The 20,746-nt window shown below is 70.4% G+C and carries 12 protein-coding genes; 9 read left to right on the top strand and 3 right to left on the bottom strand.

Annotation, left to right across the window (positions count from 1 at the left end; translation table 11 throughout):
* Positions 1-134 precede the first annotated feature (134 nt).
* From ACWD11_RS19105 to hflX, 3 genes are all read left to right on the top strand, one after another.
* On the top strand, positions 135-2,264 hold the full coding sequence (locus ACWD11_RS19105; RefSeq protein WP_451284230.1) for a RelA/SpoT family protein: 2,130 nt from the start codon (positions 135-137) through the stop codon (positions 2,262-2,264).
* 83 nt (positions 2,265-2,347) lie between these two features.
* Positions 2,348-3,820, top strand: coding sequence for a M1 family metallopeptidase (locus ACWD11_RS19100; RefSeq protein ID WP_451284228.1), 1,473 nt, complete (start codon positions 2,348-2,350; stop codon positions 3,818-3,820).
* A 154-nt stretch (positions 3,821-3,974) separates the two neighbouring features.
* On the top strand, positions 3,975-5,468 hold the full coding sequence (gene hflX / locus ACWD11_RS19095) for a GTPase HflX (RefSeq protein ID WP_389420998.1): 1,494 nt from the start codon (positions 3,975-3,977) through the stop codon (positions 5,466-5,468).
* A gap of 60 nt (positions 5,469-5,528) precedes the next feature.
* Here hflX and ACWD11_RS19090 read toward each other — a convergent pair whose 3' ends face one another.
* A complete protein-coding gene (locus tag ACWD11_RS19090) occupies positions 5,529-6,698 on the bottom strand; it encodes a trypsin-like serine peptidase (protein ID WP_451284225.1) in 1,170 nt (389 codons plus the stop codon).
* 136 nt (positions 6,699-6,834) lie between these two features.
* Positions 6,835-8,055 (bottom strand): trypsin-like serine peptidase, encoded by a 1,221-nt coding sequence (locus tag ACWD11_RS19085; RefSeq protein ID WP_451284223.1) that lies wholly within the window; start codon positions 8,053-8,055, stop codon positions 6,835-6,837.
* A gap of 647 nt (positions 8,056-8,702) precedes the next feature.
* On the opposite strand from ACWD11_RS19085, the gene ACWD11_RS19080 reads away from it, so the two are divergent.
* From ACWD11_RS19080 to ACWD11_RS19065, 4 genes are all read left to right on the top strand, one after another.
* Positions 8,703-10,196 (top strand): diaminobutyrate--2-oxoglutarate transaminase family protein, encoded by a 1,494-nt coding sequence (locus tag ACWD11_RS19080; protein WP_451284221.1) that lies wholly within the window; start codon positions 8,703-8,705, stop codon positions 10,194-10,196.
* A gap of 46 nt (positions 10,197-10,242) precedes the next feature.
* Positions 10,243-12,408 (top strand): IucA/IucC family protein, encoded by a 2,166-nt coding sequence (locus ACWD11_RS19075; RefSeq protein ID WP_451284219.1) that lies wholly within the window; start codon positions 10,243-10,245, stop codon positions 12,406-12,408.
* Positions 12,409-12,503: 95 nt separating this feature from the next.
* Positions 12,504-13,334 (top strand): GNAT family N-acetyltransferase, encoded by an 831-nt coding sequence (locus ACWD11_RS19070; RefSeq protein WP_389421003.1) that lies wholly within the window; start codon positions 12,504-12,506, stop codon positions 13,332-13,334.
* Between the two features lie 258 nt (positions 13,335-13,592).
* Entirely contained in the window at positions 13,593-15,578 is a 1,986-nt protein-coding gene (locus ACWD11_RS19065) for an ATP-dependent DNA helicase (RefSeq protein WP_451284217.1), read from the top strand.
* A gap of 190 nt (positions 15,579-15,768) precedes the next feature.
* On the opposite strand, the gene lexA is transcribed toward ACWD11_RS19065, so the two are convergent.
* Positions 15,769-16,548, bottom strand: a complete 780-nt coding sequence (gene lexA, locus ACWD11_RS19060; RefSeq protein WP_250079895.1) for a transcriptional repressor LexA — start codon at positions 16,546-16,548, stop codon at positions 15,769-15,771.
* 575 nt (positions 16,549-17,123) lie between these two features.
* Here lexA and nrdR point away from each other — a divergent pair.
* Both nrdR and ACWD11_RS19050 read left to right on the top strand, forming a co-directional pair.
* Complete coding sequence (nrdR, locus tag ACWD11_RS19055) at positions 17,124-17,672, top strand: transcriptional regulator NrdR (protein WP_389421005.1); 549 nt, start codon at positions 17,124-17,126, stop codon at positions 17,670-17,672.
* Positions 17,673-17,839: 167 nt separating this feature from the next.
* Positions 17,840-20,734, top strand: coding sequence for a vitamin B12-dependent ribonucleotide reductase (locus ACWD11_RS19050; protein WP_451284215.1), 2,895 nt, complete (start codon positions 17,840-17,842; stop codon positions 20,732-20,734).
* The last annotated feature ends 12 nt before the right edge of the window (positions 20,735-20,746 follow it).

The following is a 20,746-nucleotide window of genomic DNA, read 5'->3' as shown; positions in this document are numbered from 1 at the left end:
GAGAGGCGGTCAGCCGGGCGTGATGGGCTCGGTAGCATCAAGCACCGGCCCGGACGGGGGACCGTTGCACAGTCCCGTGAGCCGTGTCCGCCATGGGGCACCCCGTCCGCCGGTCCACGCAGCCGGAGGTGCCCATGAGTGCGGAGGCCACGAACCCCGCGACGCCAGGCCCGGTGACCGCCGGGCCCACCGCGCGCTGGCGGGCACGGATCGACCTGCGGCGCCTGGGCCGGGCCGCACTGCTCGGTCCGGCCACCCGGGACCGGCTGCCCGACGCCATCGGCCATGTCGCCGAGGCGCACCGCGCCCACCACCCCGACGCCGACCTCGAACCCCTGCGCCGCGCCTATGTGCTGGCCGAGTCCTCGCACCGGGGCCAGATGCGCAAGAGCGGCGAGCCGTACATCACGCACCCCCTCGCCGTGACCCTGATCCTCGCCGAACTCGGCGCCGAGACCACCGCGTTGACCGCCTCCCTGCTCCACGACACCGTCGAGGACACCGAGGTGACGCTCGATCAGGTCGGCGAGCAGTTCGGCGCGGAGGTGCGCTTCCTCGTCGACGGCGTGACCAAACTGGAGAAGGTCGACTACGGCGCCGCCGCCGAGCCGGAGACCTTCCGCAAGATGCTCGTCGCCACCGGCAACGACGTCCGCGTGATGTCGATCAAACTCGCCGACCGGCTGCACAACATGCGCACCCTCGGCGTGATGCGCCCCGAGAAACAGGCCCGGATCGCCAAGGTGACCCGGGACGTCCTCATCCCGCTCGCCGAACGGCTCGGCGTCCAGGCGCTCAAGACCGAGCTGGAGGACCTGGTCTTCGCGATCCTGCATCCCGAGGAGTACGAGCACACCCGGGAGTTGATCGTCGACAACGCCTCCCGTACGGACGATCCGCTCGCCGAGGTCGCCGACGAGATGCGCACGGTCCTGCGGGACGCCGACATCCAGGCCGAAGTCCTCATCCGGCCGCGGCACTTCGTCTCCGTGCACCGGGTGGCCCGCAAACGCGGCCGGCTGCGCGGCGCCGACTTCGGACGGCTGCTGGTGCTGGTCGGCGAGGACGCGGACTGTTACGGCGTCCTGGGCGAGCTGCACACCTGTATGACGCCGGTGGTCTCGGAGTTCAAGGACTTCATCGCCGTACCGAAGTTCAACCTCTACCAGTCCCTGCACACGGCGGTGGCCCGCGAGGACGGCCAGGTCGTCGAGGTCCTCATCCGCACCCACCAGATGCACAAGGTGGCGGAGGCCGGTGTGATCGCCCTCGGCAACCCCTACGCGCCCTCCTCCGACGAGCCCGTCGACGGCGAGCGCGCGGACCCGACCCGGCCCGGCTGGCTCTCCCGCCTCCTCGACTGGCAGGAGGCGGCCCCCGACCCCGACACCTTCTGGTCCACCCTCCGCGAGGACCTCGCCCAGGACCGCGAGATCACCGTGTTCCGCCCCGACGGCGGCACGCTCGGCCTGCCCGAGGGCGCGACCTGCGTGGACGCCGCCTACGCGCAGTACGGCGAGGACGCGCACGCCTGCATCGGCGCCCGGGTGAACGGCCGGCTGGCGACCCTGAGCACGGTGCTCAGGGACGGCGACACCGTCCAGCTCCTCATGGGACAGGACCCCGCCTCCGAGCCCTCCAGGGAGTGGCTGGAGCACGCCCACACCCCCGCGGCCCGCATCGCCATCCAGCGCTGGCTGGCCGCCCATCCCTCGCACGAGGACCAGGCCAGCCGCGCCGACGCCGACGCGACGGCCCCCCGCCCCACCACGGAGGCCCTGTCCACGGAGGGGTCGCCGACCGCCCGGCCGGCGGCGAACGTCGTGGCCGACCAGCCGGACGCGACGGTCCGCCTGGCCGGCTGCTGCACTCCGGTGCCGCCGGACGGGATCACGGGGTTCGCGGTCCGCGGGGGAACGGTGACCGTGCACCGGGTCGAATGCGCGGCGGTGGCCCGCATGAAGAGCACGGGCCGCGCGGAGATCGGGGTGCGCTGGGGCGACACGACGGAGGTCCGGGTGACGCTGGTAGCCGAATCGTTCGTCCGCCCCCATCTCCTGGCCGACCTGACCGAAGCGATGGCCCAGGAGGGCGCGGAGATCGTCTCGGCCACCGTCGAACCCCCCACCCAGCAACGGGTCCGCCACACCTACACGGTCCAGCTCCCGGACGCCGGACATCTCCCGGCGCTGATGCGGGCGATGCGGAATGTGGGCGGGGTCTATGACGTGAGCCGGACGCAGACCCAGCCGGGGATGTCCTAGGGCGCCGCTGAACCCCAACCCGTTCGGGTGGGCCGATCGCGCGTCGCCGCCGTCCCGCACGCCCCCGCTGGTAGCCGTGGTCCATGCCGCACACCCCCCGCAAGGCCACCGCCCTTCTCGCCTCGGCCGTCACCGTCTGCATCCTTGCCGCCGCCGCCCCCGCCGAGCCCCTCGGCATCGGCGACCGCCTCTTCCCCCACCTCGGCAACCCCGGCTACGACGTGGCGTCGTACGACCTCTCCTTCACCTATCCCGGCAGCAACAGCAAACCGCTCCCGTCGGTCACCACCATCGACGCCTGGACGACGACCCCCCTGGACCGCGTCAACCTGGACTTCACCCACGGCGACGTGGAGTCCGTGGAGCTGGACGGCGAACCGGCCGCCTTCAGCACCGCGGGCGAGGACCTCGTGGTCACCCCCGACGAACCCCTGCCCGCCGGCAGCTGGATGCGGATCACCGTGCGGCACACCAGCGACCCCAGGCCGGCCGAGAACCGGGACGGAGGCTGGCTGCGCACCGCCGACGGCCTGGCGATGGCCAACCAGGCCGACGCCGCCCACCTGGTGTTCCCCGGCAACGACCACCCCTCCGACAAGGCCATGTTCACCATCAGGGTGACCGCCCCGAACGGCTACACGGCGGTCGCCAACGGCCTGCCCACCGACATCGACCGCTCACACGCGGCGACGACCTGGACGTACCGCACCCAGCACCCCATGGCCACCGAGCTCGCCCAGGTCTCCATCGGCCGCTCCACCGTCCTGCGCCGCACCGGCCCGCACGGCCTGCCCGTCCGTGACGTGGTCCCCACCAAGCACCGCGAGCAGCTGGAGCCTTGGCTGCGGAAGACGCCCGACCAGATCTCCTGGATGGAGGAGAAGGTCGGCCGCTACCCCTTCGAGACGTACGGCGTGCTCATCGCGGACGTGGACACCGGCTTCGAACTGGAGACACAGACCCTCTCCCTGTTCGAGAAGGCCCTGTTCACCGACCGCGGCTTCCCCGCCTGGTACGTGGATTCGATCATGGTCCATGAGCTGGCCCACCAGTGGTTCGGCAACAGCGTCAGCCCCCGCACCTGGTCCGACCTGTGGCTCAACGAAGGGCATGCCACCTGGTACGAGGCCCTGTACGCGGAGGAGAAGGCCGGCCGCCCCCTGGCGGCGCGGATGAAGGCCGCGTACGGCGCCTCCGACCGCTGGCGCGCCGCCGGCGGCCCCCCGGCCGCGCCCAAGGTCCCCAAGCCCGGCCAGAAGATCGGCATCTTCCGCCCGAACGTCTACGACGGCGCGGCGCTCGTCCTGTACGCCCTGCGCCAGGAGATCGGCCACCCGGCCTTCGAGCGCCTGGAACGCGCCTGGGTCACCCGGCACCGGGACGGCGTCGCCACCACAGACGACTTCGTCGCGCTCGCGTCCGAGATGACCGGACGTGACCTCAGCGGCTTCCTCCAGCCCTGGCTGTACGGCGAGACGACCCCGCCCATGCCCGGCCACCCGGACTGGAAGCCGGTCGCACCCGCGAAAGCACCCGCCGCTTCCCCTGTGCGATAAGCCGATGACGAGACGCCTCGTCCCGTGCGAACATCTTCAGGTCGGCGCGGGCACGAGGCCGGGGCCGCAGGCGGTTCCACGGGAATCTCCCGGGGCACTCGTACGTTGTGCACTATGACTGCCGTACACGAATCCTCAACGACGTAAGGATCCAATGACCTCCTCTTCTTCCCCTTCCCAGGACTCGCAGCGCCTCGCGCACACCTACCCCGACGGTCTTCGGGCCGATGCCCTGATGGAAGAGGACGTCGCCTGGAGCCACGAGATCGACGGAGAGCGGGACGGCGATCAGTTCGACCGCTCCGAGCGCGCGGCTCTGCGCCGCGTCGCGGGCCTGTCCACCGAGCTCGAGGACGTCACCGAGGTCGAGTACCGCCAGCTCAGGCTCGAGCGGGTCGTGCTCGTCGGTGTCTGGACCACGGGGACGGTACAGGACTCGGAGAACTCCCTCGCCGAGCTCGCCGCCCTCGCGGAGACCGCGGGCGCGCTCGTGCTCGACGGCGTGATCCAGCGCCGCGACAAGCCGGACGCGGCCACCTTCATCGGCTCCGGCAAGGCTCTCGAACTGCGCGACATCGTCGTCGAGACCGGCGCGGACACCGTCATCTGCGACGGTGAGCTCGGCCCGGGCCAGCTCATCGCCCTCGAAGACGTCGTCAAGGTCAAGGTCATCGACCGTACGGCCCTGATCCTCGACATCTTCGCCCAGCACGCCAAGTCCCGGGAGGGCAAGGCGCAGGTCGCGCTCGCGCAGATGCAGTACATGCTGCCGAGGCTGCGCGGCTGGGGCCAGTCGCTGTCCCGTCAGATGGGCGGCGGCAAGGGCGGCGGCCTCGCCACCCGTGGTCCCGGTGAGACCAAGATCGAGACGGACCGGCGCCGGATCCGCGAGAAGATGGCGAAGATGCGCCGGGAGATCGCGGACATGAAGACCGGCCGCGAGATCAAGCGCCAGGAGCGCAAGCGCCACAAGGTGCCCTCCGTCGCCATCGCGGGCTACACCAACGCCGGTAAGTCCTCCCTGCTCAACCGCCTCACGGGCGCGGGCGTCCTGGTCGAGAACGCCCTGTTCGCGACCCTCGACCCGACCGTCCGCCGGGCCGAGACCCCGAGCGGCCGGCTCTACACGCTGGCCGACACCGTCGGCTTCGTCCGACACCTGCCGCACCACCTGGTCGAGGCGTTCCGCTCCACCATGGAGGAGGTCGGCGAGTCCGACCTGATCCTCCACGTGGTCGACGGTTCGCACCCGAACCCGGAGGAGCAGCTGGCCGCGGTGCGCGAGGTGATCAGGGACGTCGGCGCCACCGAGGTACCCGAGATCGTCGTGATCAACAAGGCCGACGCGGCCGACCCGCTGACCCTTCAGCGGCTGATGCGGATCGAGAAGCGTTCCATCGCGGTCTCGGCCCGTACCGGCCGGGGCATCCCCGAGCTGCTCGCGCTGATCGACAACGAGCTGCCGCGGCCGTCGGTCGAGATCGAGGCCCTGGTGCCGTACACCCTCGGCAAGCTCGTCGCCCGCGCACACGACGAGGGCGACGTGATCTCCGCGGAGCACACCCCGGAGGGCACTCTGCTCAAGGCGCGGGTGCACGAGGAACTGGCGGCCGAGCTGGCGCCGTACGTGCCTGCTCCCGCCGCGTAAGCGGTAAGCGCGAAGAAGGCCCGCCTCCTAAGGAGGCGGGCCTTGGTCATGTCGGCGTCGTCACTGGCCGCCGTAGGTCTTGCTCATGTCCTGGTACAGCGCCTCCGCGCTCTCGCCGAGCTGGGGTCCGGCCAGCCAGGTGTTGTCCTCGGGGCCGATCGACGTGTTCGACACCAGCTTGGTCTCACCGTCCACCACCCGGAACCAGCCGCCACCGGAGGAGCCCCCGGTCATCGTGCAGCCGATCCGGTACATCGTCGGCAGCGTCGGGTTCAGCGAGAACCGGCCCGGCCGGTCGAGGCACTTGAACATCTGCTGACCGTTGTACGGCGGCGCCGCCGGGTAGCCCCAGGCGCCCATCGTGCCCGACTCGGTCGCGGACGGGGCCGAGAAGTCCACGTCCAGCGCCGCGCCGACGGTCTCCTCGAGCGACTTGGAGCCCTGCTCCGGCTTCACATGCAGCACCGAGTAGTCGTACGCCGCACCCGCACCGCCGGTGGCCGAGCCGCCCTGGATCCACTCGTCGGACGTGGCGGCCCAGTCGGCCCACCAGTTGCCGTAGGGGGCGATCTCGGTGGCGTTCGCGCCGGCCAGCTGCGCCTCGGACTTGCCGAGGTCGTTGTAGGCCGGGACGAAGACGATGTTGCGGTACCAGCCGCCCGCACCGCCCGCGTGCACACAGTGGCCGGCCGTCCACACCAGGTTGGACTTGCCCGGGTGGTTGACGTCCTTGATCACCGTGCCGGAACAGACGGCGGGACCGTCGGGGGAGTCGAAGAAGACCTTCCCGACCGGAGCGGCGTTCTCGTGGTACGGCGTCTTCTCGGCCGTCGCCTCCACGGGCTCCGGCTCCGGGTCGCTGATGCCCTGGTCGGCGGAGGCGTCCTTCGTCGAGACGGTCTTGTCGGCCTCCTGCGCGGACCGCATCCGGTCCGGCTTCCACAGGCCCTCGATCACCGGGTTGACGAAGTCCTTGGCCTCACTGAGCCACTTGTCCTTGTCCCAGTCCCGCCAGCCGCCGTCGGCCCAGGCATCGACGTCGATGCCGTGTTCCTTCAGCCTGTCGGCGATGCCCTGACCGATCTCGGCCTTGCCCTGGTCGGCGGCGGCCTGAGAGGTGCTCGGCTTGTCACTCGCCTTGTCGTCGCCGGAACCGCTGCACGCGGTGGCGGTCAGCGCCACGGCCGCGAGAAGCGCGGTGGCGGCGAGGCGGGTACGTGTGGAACGCATGCTGCGGTGACCCCCGTAATACTGCTCTGACTGATTCGCACGTGCCCCTGGCACGCGACACCCCACTATGCCCGGGGAGTTGAGGGCGAACGGCGGTGAGACCGTGAAAGTTTCCCGGGCTCACCGCTGCCGGTGCTCACTGACCGGCGAACTTCCCGCTGACCTCGTCAAACACGCCCTTGGCCTCCGCACCGAGCCGCGGCCCGGCCAGCCAGCCCGACTCCACCGGCCCGATGGAGGTGTTGGAGACGAGCGCGGGCTTGCCGTCGGAGCCCGTCGCGACCCAGCCACCGCCCGATGAACCACCGGTCATCGTGCAGCCGATGCGGTACATCGTGGGATCGGCCTTGGTCAGCGACAGCCGCCCCGGCTGGTCCTGGCACTGGAACAGCTTCTGCCCGTCGAACGGCGGCGCCGCCGGGTACCCGGTCGCGGTGATGCTGTCCACCTCCTGCACGGCCGGCGCGTCGAAGTCCACGGGAAGCGCCGAACCGACCATCTCCTCCAGCGACTTGCCGCCGCTGCCCTCCTCCGGCGTCACATGGATGACGGCGAAGTCGTAACTGGCGCCGTCACCGCCGGTGGCACCACCCTGCTCGATCCACTGGTCCGAGGTCTGCACCCAGTCACCCCACCAGACGCCGTACGGAGCGACCTCCTCCCGGGAGGCACTCTCCAACTCCGCCGTTTCCATGGCGTCGTTGTTGTACGACGGCACGAACGCGATGTTCCGGTACCAGCCGCCGTCCTTGCCGGCGTGCACACAGTGGCCCGCCGTCCACACGAGGTTGGACTTACCGGGGTTGGCCGGGTCCGCCACGACCGTCGCCGAACACACCATGGTGCCCTCGGGGGAGTCGAAGAACACCTTGCCTGCCGTCGGCACGCTGTCGTGGTACGCCGCCTGCACGGCCTGCGCCTCCACCGGAGCGGGCGTCGGGTCGGTCACACCCGCGTCACCGGAGATGTCACCGGCGTCGACGTCCTTGTCCGGCTCCTCGGCCTCACGCATCCGGTCCGGGTCCCACAGGTCCTCGATGATCGGGTTGACGAAGTCCTCGGCCTCGCGCAGCCAGTCGTCCTTGTCCCAGTTCTTCCAGGCGCCGTCCTTCCACTTGTCGATGTCGATCCCGTGCTCCTTGAGCCGGTCCTTGATGTCATCAGGGATCGAGATCTTGTCGTCACCGGCGGCGGAGGTCGCGGAGGCCTCGCCACCGGCTTCGGCGTCGCCCGAGTCACAGGCGGTGGCGGTGAGCGCGAGGGCCGCGGCGAGGGCGACGGCAGCGGGCAGGGGGGACGTCCTGCGCCGCGCGCCCCTTCCTCGGCGAACGGTGAACGACGGCCGTATGGATCGCATGGTCTGACTCCCCCTGGGACGAACGAACTTGGCAGCACTGCCGCGCTCCCGCGCCGCTCGACGCGGCGACCGGGAACGGCAACACACACTATGCGCTCGCTGTGGGGGACTTCCCACGGAACGGCAACGGTTCCGTCACGGCAAGGATCTTGAGGCAACCCGTAACCGGGTGAGCGGTGCGGGGTTGGTAGCGGTGGGGGTTCTGCTGCCTGTACGCGGCCCTCTGTGCCCAATTCCCCGGAGCTTCGAGTGAAGCCTCGCGGGGGTGCGTATGTCGGGACGGGCGAGGACCGAGGTGACCTGCTCGCCCCTGAACGGCGGGAGGACGGCGAACGGTGGCTGTGACCGGGCCTGGTGGTGGGGGGTTGTGGCGGGGGTCTGTGACTCGGGTGCCTGTGACTCGGGTGCCTGTGATGGGGGTGAGCGAGGCCGAGGCATGTGGGCCGGGAGCGGTTGGGCCGGGCTGTGCGTCGGGTGAGGGTGAGCTGGGAGTGCGTGGCTTGGGTGGGCGTGAGCGGGGCGTGTGTGAGCCGGGAGTGCGTGGCTCGGGTGGGCTTGAGCAGGGCGTGCGTGAGTCGGGTGCACCTGACGTGGGTGGGCGTGGCGAGCGTGAGCCCCGAGTGCGCGCGTTGGGTGGGCGGAGGTTCGTGGGGCGCGGGGCCCCGGAGGAGCGCTCCTCCTGGCAGGAAGGGATCCTGCGGAGGCAGGCGGCGCGCGAGTCGGCGGCACGCACCTACGCGCGGGCGCTGCCCATCGTGCCGGTACGGGCGCGCGGGATGACGATCGAGGGCGCGGACGGACGCCGGTACCTGGACTGCCTCTCCGGGGCCGGGACCCTGGCCCTGGGCCACAACCACCCGGTCGTCCTGGAGGCCATTCGCAAGGTCCTGGACTCCGGTGTCCCCCTGCACGCTCTTGACCTGGCGACCCCCGTCAAGGACGCCTTCACCACCGAACTGTTCCGCACATTGCCTCCGGGGCTCGCCGAGCACGCCCGCGTGCAGTTCTGCGGCCCCGCCGGAACCGACGCCGTCGAGACCGCCTTCGAGCTGGTCCGCACCGCCACCGGCCGCACCGGAATGCTCGCCTTCACCGGCGCCTACCACGGCATGACCGCCGGTGCCCTCGAAGCGTCCGGCAACGCCCTCGACGTACGCGTCGCCCGCCTGCCCTATCCGCAGGACTACCGCTGCCCCTTCGGCGTCGGCGGCGAACGCGGTGCCGAACTCGCCGCCCGCTGGACCGAGTCCCTCCTCGACGACCCCAAGTGGGGCGTACCGCACCCCGCCGGGATGATCCTCGAACCCGTGCAGGGCGAAGGCGGAGTGATCCCCGCCCCCGACACCTGGCTGCGCCGCATGCGGCAACTCACCGCCGACCGGTCCATCCCGCTGATCGCCGACGAGATCCAGACGGGAGTCGGACGCACCGGCGCCTTCTGGGCCGTGGAACACGGTGGCGTCACACCCGACGTGATGGTCCTCTCCAAGGCCATCGGCGGCAGCCTCCCCCTGGCCGTCGTGGTCTACCACGAAGATCTCGACGTCTGGGCGCCCGGCACCCACGCCGACACCTTCCGCGGCAACCAACTTGCCATGGCCGCGGGCACCGCCACCCTCGCTCACGTCCGTGAGAACGGCCTCTCCGAGCGCGCCCATCACCTCGGCTCCCGCATGCTCGCCGAACTCCGCGGACAGGTCACCGAATTCGCCTGCGTCGGCGACGTCCGGGGGAGGGGCTTGATGATCGGCGTGGAAGTGGTGGACCCGACGGAGGGGCCGACACACGGCTGGGCGGAGGGGGCGACGGAGGGGCTGACACAGGGGTGGGCGGAGGGGGCGACAGAGCAATCGCCGGAAGGGCTGACGCCGAAGCAGCCCCTTGAGCCGAGTCAGGATCCGCTGCGGCCGGACGCCGCTCGTGCCCCTCGTCCACCGGCTCCGGGACTCGCCGCCGCCGTCCAGCGGGAGTGCCTGAGGCGAGGTCTGATCGTCGAACTCGGCGGACGCCACAACAGCGTCGTACGGCTCCTTCCACCGCTCACGATCAGCGATGAGCAGGCGGCCGCGGTACTGGACCGCCTCACCGACGCCCTGCACACGGTCGCCCGCGACCACGCCGAAAGCCGGCCACCGCACTGACGGCTTCCCCTCCACCAGAACCACCTCCCCAGGAACAGAGCAGAAGTTGAACACCACGCGCTCATCCGACGAGCACACCCCGAGGGACGCGGCAGGCCTCACCGACGCCGAGCCGCCCACGCCGACGGCCGCGACCGTCCCCCGGCAACAGGGAGCCAGCCCCGAGCTGAGCGAACCGGGGACCGCCGACTCGCTGCGAGGAAGGACTGCCGCACCCTCGCCGGAGCGCACTCCGGCGCAGCGTGGTGGACCCGACGCCGCACCCTCACGCCGCCCAGCCGCCGACCTTCTGGAGCACCCCGACCCGTACACCGCGGCCCAGGCCGCCGCCGTGGAGAACCTGCTCCGCTGCTGGGTGAGGGAGGTGGGCCTCCCCGCCCCCACCGACGGGTTCCTGCGCATCCCGCTGCCCGCCAGCGGCACAGCCCTCCTCGCACGGGTCCACTTCTGGTCCCCTACGGGTTGGCACCGCTTCGGCCTCCCACGCATGGCGGGCGCACCCGACCAGGCCCCGACTGCCGACGCGGTCACGGTCGCGGCACTGCTCGCCCGGGAAGCTCCGGAGGGCGCCGGCCCAGGGGCCGCTCCATCGGCCGACGGGGGAGTTGGCCCAGCAAGCCCCCCACGGGCCGACGAGGCTCCGGCACCGCGCGCCGCTCCGGCACCGCCGGCCGCTTCAGCACCGCCCGCTTCGGCACCAGGTGACACCCCGGCGATTCCCGGCGTCAGCGCCAGCGCCGATGCCACCCACAGCACCGACCTCGCCGCTCGCGTCGCCGACTCGGTCCGGCGTACCGCCCTGTTCATCAGCGACCGCCGGGACCGGCCCGCCGACGGCCCGGACCTCTTCCTCAGCGCCGAGCAGGCCCTCGTCCTGGGGCACCCGCTGCACCCCACCCCGAAGGGCCGCGAAGGCCTCTCCGACTCCGAAGCCCGGCTGTACTCACCCGAACTGCGCGGCTCCTTTCCCCTCCACTGGATCGCCGTAGCTCCCTCCCTGCTCGCCACCGACTCGGCCTGGACCGAACGCGGACGCCCTGTCGCCGCACCCCAGCTCACCGCCAGACTCGCCGGCCCTGGCCTGCCCCTGCCCGACACCTACGCGGCCCTGCCCCTACACCCCTGGCAACTGCGCGAGGCCAGCCACCGCCCCGAGGTCGCGGCCCTGTTCGACGCCGGCCTGCTCCGGGACCTCGGTCCTCATGGAGTCCCGTGGCACCCCACCTCCTCCGTACGGACCGTCCACCGGTCCGGGGCCCCCGCCATGCTCAAGCTCTCGCTGGGCCTGTGCATCACCAACTCCCGTCGCGAGAACCTCCGTAAAGAACTGCACCGCGGTGTCGAGGTCCACCGCTTGCTGCGGGCCGGCCTGGCCGGGCAGTGGCAGACCACGCACCCGGGTTTCGACATCGTCCGTGACCCCGCCTGGGTCGCCGTCGACGGACCGCAGGGTGATCCCGTGCCGGGTCTCGACGTGATGATCAGGCACAACCCCTTCCACCCCGCCGCCGATGTCTCCTGCATCGCCGGACTCGTCTCGCCCCGCCCTTACGCCGAGCCGGGCGCTCCGCGCGACGGCCACCGGCCCGCCTGGCGGTCCCGCCTCGCCGAGGTCGTCACCCGCCTCGCCGCCCGAACCGGCCGCCCCCGTGGCGCCGTGTCCACCGAGTGGTTCCTGCGCTACCTCGAACACGTCGTCCGCCCCGTGCTCTGGCTGGACGCGAACGCGGGCATCGCCTTGGAGGCGCACCAGCAGAACACCCTGCTCCTGCTGGACTCGGATGGTTGGCCCAGCGGCGGCCGCTACCGCGACAACCAGGGCTACTACTTCCGCGAGTCCCGTCGCGCGGAACTCGACGCCCGGCTCCCCGGCATCGGCCGGCACAGCGACACGTTCGTCTCCGACGAGGTGACCGACGAGCGCTTCGCCTACTACCTCGCCATCAACAACGTGTTCGGCCTCATCGGAGCCTTCGGCTCCCAGGGCCTCGCCGACGAACGGCTGCTGCTCGCCGCCTTCCGCCGCTTCCTCGGCGACGTGGCCTCCGGGCCCGCCCGACTGCGCACCTCGCTCCCGGCCCACCTGCTCGACTCACCCACCCTGCGCTGCAAGGCCAACCTCCTGACCCGGCTGCACGGCCTGGACGAGCTCGTCGGCCCGGTCGACACACAGTCCGTCTACGTCACCATCGCCAACCCCCTCCATTCCTGAGTGCGCCGTCGAACCACCTGAACCGCACCTCCGCACCACCTCACTCCCTCCAGCAAGGACCATGACCCACCCCGTCTTCTGAGAGGAGCGTCGCCGTGCCTCCCAACGACGCGAGCACCGACGCCGGAATCGACCCCGCCGCCTTGGTCGGCACCGACACGGCCCCCGGCGCCTGCCCCGGCGACGGGGACAGTGAGGACACGCTGGACCTGCGCCTGCCCGCCGAACTCCTCGCGCTGTTCGCGGCAACGGAGGAGGCCCAGGGCGATGTCGTCGGTGACGGGGGTGAGGGGGCAGCGCCGCCCGCCTGGTCCGCCTCCGTCATGACTGCCCAGCACCGAGCCACAGCCGGCGACGACCTCCTGGACCGCGTCGTCGACTGGGGGCCGATCACCACGACCGCGGGCGTGCTCCAACTCGTCCCCGTGCGCGTCGAGCAGGACCTTCCACTCATCGGCCGCTGGATGAACGACCCCGCCGTCGCCGCCTTCTGGGAGCTGGCCGGGCCCCAGAGCGTGACCGAGGAACATCTGCGGTCCCAGCTGGCCGGGGACGGGCGCAGTGTGCCGTGCGTGGGCGTACTGGACGGCACACCCATGAGTTACTGGGAGATCTACCGGGCGGACCTCGACCCGGTGGCCCGGCACTATCCCGCCCGTCCTCACGACACCGGGATTCATCTCCTCATCGGTGATGTGGCGGACCGCGGCCGTGGTCTCGCGACCACATGTCTCCGAGCCGTCGCCGATCGTGCCCTCGAGCGGCGGCCCGCCTGTGCACGCGTCATCGCGGAACCCGACATCCGTAACACTCCTTCCGTCGCTGCTTTCCTCAGCGCCGGTTTCCGGTTCTCGGCCGAGGTCGAGCTGCCCGGCAAGCGGGCCGCCCTCATGGTCCGGGACCGGGCCTTGCGCAATCTGCTGTAACGCCAAGCTGCGGTGTCGTCACTTTTGGTACACCGCTCGGGCGGCCGGGGTTCCCACTCGACGCGGAGCAATTCGCACCGGTCACCGGGTCTGCCCTTCGCATCACCCATCGGACCCACGCTGCATACCTTCCGACCCCTCGCACACCTCCCGCCCCCCCCGCATATCTCCCACCCGAGGACCCCAGGTCTTGATCCAGCCCCCCTCCACCTCCGTGATCACCCGTTTGTCAGTGCCGGGCCGTAGGGTGGTCGCGCTATGACGAAGCCCTCACTCCCCGAACTCCTGCATGCTGCCGTCACTGCCGTCGGCGGTACGGAGCGCCCCGGCCAGGTGACCATGGCCGAATCCGTCGCGGAGGCGATCGACGAAGGTTCCCACCTGCTGGTCCAGGCCGGCACCGGCACCGGAAAGTCGCTCGGCTATCTCGTGCCCGCGCTCGCACACGGGGAGCGCGTCGTGGTCGCGACGGCCACCCTGGCCCTGCAGCGCCAGCTCGTGGAGCGGGATCTGCCCCGCACGGTCGACGCCCTGCACCCGCTGCTGCGCCGCCGTCCCGAGTTCGCGATGCTCAAGGGCAGGTCGAACTACCTGTGTCTGCACCGCCTCCACGAGGGCGTCCCCCAGGACGAGGAGGAAGGCCTCTTCGACCAGTTCGAGGCGGCCGCGCCCACCAGCAAGCTCGGCCAGGACCTGCTCCGCCTGCGGGAGTGGTCCGACGAGACCGAGACGGGCGACCGCGACAACCTCACCCCCGGAGTCTCGGACCGCGCCTGGGCGCAGGTCTCCGTATCGTCCCGTGAGTGCCTGGGTGCCACGAAGTGCGCCTACGGAGCGGAGTGCTTCGCCGAGATGGCCCGTGAGCGGGCCAAGCTCGCCGAGGTCGTTGTCACGAACCACGCCCTGCTCGCGATCGACGCCATCGAGGGCGCCCCGGTCCTTCCCCAGCACGAGGTGCTGATCGTCGACGAGGCCCATGAGCTGGTCTCCCGGGTCACCGGCGTCGCCACCGGCGAGCTCTCCCCGGGTCAGGTCAACCGCGCCGTGCGCCGCGCCGCGAAGCTGGTCAACGAGAAGGCCGCCGACCAGCTCCAGACCGCCGCGGAGGGCTTCGAGCGGGTGATGGAGCTGGCGCTGCCGGGCCGTCTGGAGGAAGTCCCGGAAGATCTGGGTTACGCGCTCCTGGCTCTGCGCGACGCCTGTCGCACGGTGATCTCGGCGATCGGCGCGACCCGAGACAAGTCGGTCCAGGACGAGGACGCGGTCCGCAAGCAGGCGCTGGCCTCGGTGGAGTCGGTGCACGACGTGGCGGAGCGGATCACCAACGGCTCCGAGTGGGACGTCGTCTGGTACGAGCGCCACGACCGCTTCGGTGCGTCCCTGCGGGTGGCGCCCATGTCGGTCTCGGGCCTGCTGCGCGAGAAGCTCTTCGCGGACCGCTCGGTGGTGCTGACCTCGGCGACCCTGAAGCTGGGCGGTGACTTCAACGGCGTCGGCGCCTCCCTGGGCCTCGCCCCGGAGGGCACCGAAGGCGAGGACTTCCCGCAGTGGAAGGGCGTCGATGTCGGCTCGCCCTTCGACTATCCCAGGCAGGGAATCCTGTATGTCGCCAAGCACCTGTCGCGCCCCGCGCGGGACGGCGACCGGGCGGACATGCTGGACGAGCTGACGGAGCTGATCCAGGCGGCCGGCGGCCGGACGCTCGGCCTCTTCTCCTCGATGCGGGCCGCCCAGCTCGCCGCCGAGGAACTGCGCTCCCGGATTCCCGAGTTCCCGATCCTCCTCCAGGGCGAGGAGACGCTCGGCGAGCTGATCAAGAACTTCGCCGCCGACCCGAAGACCTGCCTGTTCGGCACGCTCTCGCTCTGGCAGGGCGTCGACGTCCCGGGCCCCAGCTGTCAGCTCGTCGTCATGGACAAGATTCCCTTCCCGCGCCCCGACGATCCGCTGATGAGCGCCCGCCAGAAGGCGGTCGAGGACGCGGGCGGCAACGGTTTCATGGCGGTGGCCGCCACCCATGCGGCACTGCTGATGGCCCAGGGCGCCGGTCGTCTCGTACGGGCGTCGGGGGACCGCGGTGTGGTCGCCGTACTGGATCAGCGGCTGGCCACGGCGCGCTACGGAAGCTATCTGAAGGCGTCGCTGCCCGACTTCTGGTACACCACGGACCGTAACCAGGTCCGTAGGTCGCTGGCCGCGATCGACGCGGCGGCGCAAGCTCAGGCGCAGGCCGAAGACGAGTGAGGTGTGGTTGGCCTGCCCGCAGCCGGGACAGGCAGACCACCCGCAGCGGGTGGTTGGCCTGCCCGCAGCCGGGACAGGCAGACCACCGCTGCGTAACCGAGCGTCGACCGGGGCCGGAAAGAGCAGGGCCCCGGAACCGGCGCAGGGGTCCCGGGGCCCGGTCAGATCGGCGAGATCTGCCGCGCGGTGCTCACACGCGCCGCAGCACCGCCACGACCTTGCCGAGAATGGTCGCGTCGTCGCCGGGGATCGGCTCGTACGCGGAGTTGTGCGGGAGGAGCCAGACGTGGCCGTCCTCGCGCTTGAAGCGCTTGACGGTGGCCTCGCCGTCGAGCATCGCGGCCACGATGTCGCCGTTCTCGGCGACGGGCTGACGGCGGACCGTGACCCAGTCGCCGTCGCAGATCGCGGCCTCGATCATCGAGTCACCGACGACCTTCAGGACGAACAGCTCGCCGTCGCCGACCAGCTGCCGCGGGAGAGGGAAGACGTCCTCGACGGATTCCTCCGCGAGGATCGGACCGCCGGCGGCGATCCGGCCGACCAGCGGGACGTACGACGCGGCGGGCTTGCCGGCGGTGTCCGTCGGCTGCACCGAGGCTGCCTGGTCGGAGCCGCGCACCTCGTACGCGCGCGGGCGGTGCGGATCGCGCCGGAGGAAGCCCTTGCGCTCCAGTGCCATCAGCTGGTGTGCGACCGAGGAGGTGCTCGACAGGCCGACGGCCTGGCCGATCTCGCGCATTGACGGCGGGTAGCCGCGCCGCTGCACCGAGTCCCTGATCACCTCGATGACCCGGCGCTGCCGGTCGGTCAGCCCTGAGCTGTCCGCCCGGATGCCTGGAGGTCGGCCCGGCAGGGAGCGCTTGTGCCCCTCGGGATTCGCGGCTTCGTTCATCGCATGCACCGGCTCGAGTCGGCCCTGGGAGCGGTCCTGGGCAGTGATGGTGGCACTGTCTGCGGTGGTGGTCACGTCGGCCCCTCTCGATGGTCTCCCTGCTGGACAACGGTAGTTGCTTTCGAAAGGTTGCGCCAAACACACGTTCGAGTGAAAAATCGCGATTCACCTGACGCGATCATGTGTCTGGGTGTATGGCTAACGCGGTGCCTGGCGGACAAAAGGGGTCATTGCTGTACCCTTCACCGCCGGGGTGACGACCTCGTGGGTTGTTGCCCCAGTCTGCCATCCGGCGTCCGGACGGCCGGGACGTGGTCCCTATCTCTGCGGGAGTCCCACGACGCCCCCCTGTGGCGCTCACGGTATCTCCGCATGTGCCGGAACGGTACGGCTGTGCACGCCCGTGTTGCCGCGGTACCGCGGTTCACCGCTGCGGCCCGGTGGGGTTGGTCTCCACAAGTGCGACACGCGCGCCTGGCGTGTATGTATGCGCCAATCCCCACATCTAGTGGTTGGATTGCAACAGCAGCCCAGAAGTTGTGGTCCCCCGGGTCTTCGGACTCCCAGCGATCGCCTATGCTTGGGGCTGCTTCGAGGGGCCCATGAGGCCCACGAGGCTATTGAGTCTGCTGTGAGGAGGGTTGGAGTTCATGCACTGCCCCTTCTGCAGGCACCCCGACAGCCGTGTGGTCGACAGTCGTACGACCGACGACGGCACGTCGATCCGCAGACGCCGCCAGTGCCCTGACTGCTCCCGTCGTTTCACGACCGTGGAGACGTGCTCGCTCATGGTGGTGAAGCGGTCCGGAGTCACCGAGCCGTTCAGCCGGACCAAGGTCATCAACGGCGTGCGCAAGGCGTGCCAGGGGCGGCCTGTCACCGAGGACGCACTCGCCCAGCTCGGCCAACGGGTCGAGGAGGCGGTGCGGGCCACCGGGAGCGCCGAGCTGACCACCCACGACGTGGGGCTGGCCATACTCGGTCCGCTGCAGGAGCTGGACCTCGTCGCCTACCTGCGATTCGCCTCCGTGTACCGGGCGTTCGACTCGCTGGACGACTTCGAGGCCGCGATTGCGGAACTCAGGGAGACACGACGTCCCGGCGCCGACGACGATGACGCGCGCGCGGGGAGCCAGGAAGACGACAGCGGGCCCGGAGGGACGGCTCACGTCCCCGTGCCCGCCAGCGCCGCCGACTGACCGACGGACCGGATCCGGAATTCCAGGACCCCGGGTCCGGCCGCGCGGCGGCGACCGAAGACCTGTTGCGGGCGGCAGCGCGAGATGCCCGCAACACCAGACAGAACACCGTGCCACGGGAACATCGGGGCACTTCAGGGCGTTTTAGCCCGTACCAGGGAGGCGGCATGACAGAGACGGCGAGCGGTCCGGCACGAGGTTCCCGCGCCAAGGGCACCAAGGCGAGCAAGGGCCTGCGTATCGAGCGCATTCACACCACCCCCGGCGTGCACCCGTACGACGAGGTCCAGTGGGAGCGCCGTGACGTCGTCATGACCAACTGGCGCGACGGCTCTGTGAACTTCGAACAGCGCGGCGTCGAGTTCCCCGACTTCTGGTCGGTGAACGCGGTCAACATCGTCACCAGCAAGTACTTCCGGGGTGCCGTCGGCACCCCGCAGCGCGAGGTGAGCCTCAGGCAGCTCATCGACCGGATCGTGAAGACGTACCGGAAGGCAGGTGAGGACTACAAGTACTTCGCCTCGCCCGCCGATGCCGAGATCTTCGAGCACGAGCTGGCCTACGCCCTCCTGCACCAGATCTTCAGCTTCAACAGCCCCGTCTGGTTCAACGTCGGCACGCCCCAGCCGCAGCAGGTCTCCGCCTGCTTCATCCTGTCCGTCGACGACTCCATGGAGTCGATCCTCGACTGGTACAAGGAAGAGGGCATGATCTTCAAGGGCGGCTCCGGTGCCGGCCTGAACCTCTCCCGCATCCGCTCCTCCAAGGAGCTGCTGTCCTCCGGCGGCAACGCCTCCGGCCCGGTCTCCTTCATGCGCGGCGCCGACGCCTCGGCCGGCACCATCAAGTCCGGCGGTGCCACCCGCCGCGCCGCCAAGATGGTCATCCTCGACGTCGACCACCCCGACATCGAGGACTTCATCGTGACCAAGGTGAAGGAGGAGGAGAAGATCCGCGCCCTGCGCGACGCGGGCTTCGACATGGACCTGGGCGGCGACGACATCACGTCCGTCCAGTACCAGAACGCCAACAACTCGGTCCGGGTGAACGACGAGTTCATGAAGGCGGTCGAGCAGGGCGGCAAGTTCGGCCTCCGCGCGCGGATGACCGGCGAGGTCATCGAAGAGGTCGACGCCAAGTCCCTGTTCCGCAAGATGGCCGAGGCGGCCTGGGCCTGCGCCGACCCGGGCATCCAGTACGACGACACCATCAACCACTGGCACACCTGCCCGGAGTCCGGCCGGATCAACGGCTCGAACCCCTGCAGCGAGTACATGCACCTGGACAACACGTCCTGCAACCTCGCCTCGCTGAACCTGATGAAGTTCCTGAAGGACGACGGCAAGGGCAACCAGTCCTTCGAGGTCGAGCGCTTCGCGAAGGTCGTCGAGCTGGTCATCACCGCGATGGACATCTCCATCTGCTTCGCGGACTTCCCGACCCAGAAGATCGGCGAGAACACGCGCGCGTTCCGCCAGCTCGGCATCGGCTACGCCAACCTCGGCGCCCTGCTGATGGCGACCGGCCACGCCTACGACTCCGACGGCGGCCGCGCCCTCGCCGGTGCCATCACCTCCCTGATGACCGGCACCTCGTACCGGCGCTCCGCCGAGCTCGCCTCGGTCGTCGGCCCGTACGACGGCTACGCCCGCAACGCGCAGCCGCACCTGCGGGTCATGAAGCAGCACGCCGACGAGAACACCAAGGCCGTCCGCGTGGACGACCTGGACACGCCGATCTGGGCCGCCGCCACGGAGGCCTGGCAGGACGTGCTGCGTCTCGGCGAGAAGAACGGTTTCCGTAACTCCCAGGCGTCCGTCATCGCCCCGACCGGCACCATCGGTCTCGCGATGTCCTGCGACACCACCGGTCTCGAGCCCGACCTCGCGCTGGTCAAATTCAAGAAGCTGGTCGGCGGCGGCTCCATGCAGATCGTCAACGGCACCGTCCCGCAGGCCTTGCGCCGCCTGGGCTACCAGGAGGAGCAGATCGAGGCGATCGTCGCCCACATCGCCGAGCACGGCAATGTGATCGACGCTCCGGGCCTCAGGCACGAGCACTACGAGGTGTTCGACTGCGCCATGGGTGAGCGCTCCATCTCCGCGATGGGCCACGTCCGGATGATGGCCGCGATCCAGCCCTGGATCTCCGGCGCGCTCTCCAAGACGGTCAACCTGCCGGAGACGGCGACCGTCGAGGACGTCGAAGAGGTCTACTTCGAGGCCTGGAAGATGGGCGTCAAGGCGCTCGCCATCTACCGCGACAACTGCAAGGTCGGCCAGCCGCTCTCCGCGAAGACCAAGGAGAAGGAGAAGGCCGAGGTCACGGAGAAGGCCGAGGCGACCATCCGCGAGACGGTCGAGAAGGTCATCGAGTACCGCCCGGTCCGCAAGCGCCTCCCCAAGGGCCGCCCCGGCATCACCACGTCCTTCACGGTCGGCGGCGCCGAGGGCTACATGACGGCCAACTCCTACCCGGACGACGGTCTCGGCGAGGTCTTCCTGAAGATGTCGAAGCAGGGCTCGACCCTCGCGGGCATGATGGACGCCTTCTCCATCGCGGTCTCCGTCGGCCTCCAGTACGGCGTGCCGCTGGAGACGTACGTCTCGAAGTTCACCAACATGCGCTTCGAGCCGGCCGGTATGACGGACGACCCGGACGTGCGGATGGCGCAGTCGATCGTCGACTACATCTTCCGCCGCCTGGCGCTGGACTTCCTGCCCTTCGAGACGCGCTCGGCGCTCGGCATCCACTCCGCCGAGGAGCGTCAGCGCCACCTGGAGACCGGTTCGTACGAACCGGCCGACGACGAGGTCGACGTCGAGGGCCTGGCCCAGTCGGCGCCGCGCGCCCAGGAACTGAAGGCCGTCGTCACGCCCAAGGCCGAGGTCGAGGCGGCCAAGCCCGCCCCGCAGCAGGCCCACACCAGCGCCGAGCTGGTGGAGATGCAGCTGGGCATCCAGGCCGACGCCCCGCTCTGCTTCTCCTGCGGTACGAAGATGCAGCGGGCCGGTTCCTGCTACATCTGCGAGGGCTGCGGCTCGACCAGCGGTTGCAGCTGATCATCAGTCCCT

This window comes from Streptomyces sp. NPDC002776, assembly GCF_053592195.1.
Note: the sequence above shows the minus strand (reverse complement) of the source record. Positions and strands in the feature narration are given on the sequence as shown.

Bases quoted from the DNA above. Each gene is read 5' to 3' on its own strand.
- ACWD11_RS19105 (WP_451284230.1), top strand. From the start codon at position 135: ATGAGTGCGGAGGCCACGAACCCCGCGACGCCAGGCCCGGTGACCGCC.
- ACWD11_RS19100 (WP_451284228.1), top strand. From the start codon at position 2,348: ATGCCGCACACCCCCCGCAAGGCCACCGCCCTTCTCGCCTCGGCCGTC.
- hflX (WP_389420998.1), top strand. From the start codon at position 3,975: ATGACCTCCTCTTCTTCCCCTTCCCAGGACTCGCAGCGCCTCGCGCAC.
- ACWD11_RS19090 (WP_451284225.1), bottom strand. From the start codon at position 6,698: ATGCGTTCCACACGTACCCGCCTCGCCGCCACCGCGCTTCTCGCGGCC.
- ACWD11_RS19085 (WP_451284223.1), bottom strand. From the start codon at position 8,055: ATGCGATCCATACGGCCGTCGTTCACCGTTCGCCGAGGAAGGGGCGCG.
- ACWD11_RS19065 (WP_451284217.1), top strand. From the start codon at position 13,593: ATGACGAAGCCCTCACTCCCCGAACTCCTGCATGCTGCCGTCACTGCC.
- nrdR (WP_389421005.1), top strand. From the start codon at position 17,124: ATGCACTGCCCCTTCTGCAGGCACCCCGACAGCCGTGTGGTCGACAGT.
- ACWD11_RS19050 (WP_451284215.1), top strand. From the start codon at position 17,840: ATGACAGAGACGGCGAGCGGTCCGGCACGAGGTTCCCGCGCCAAGGGC.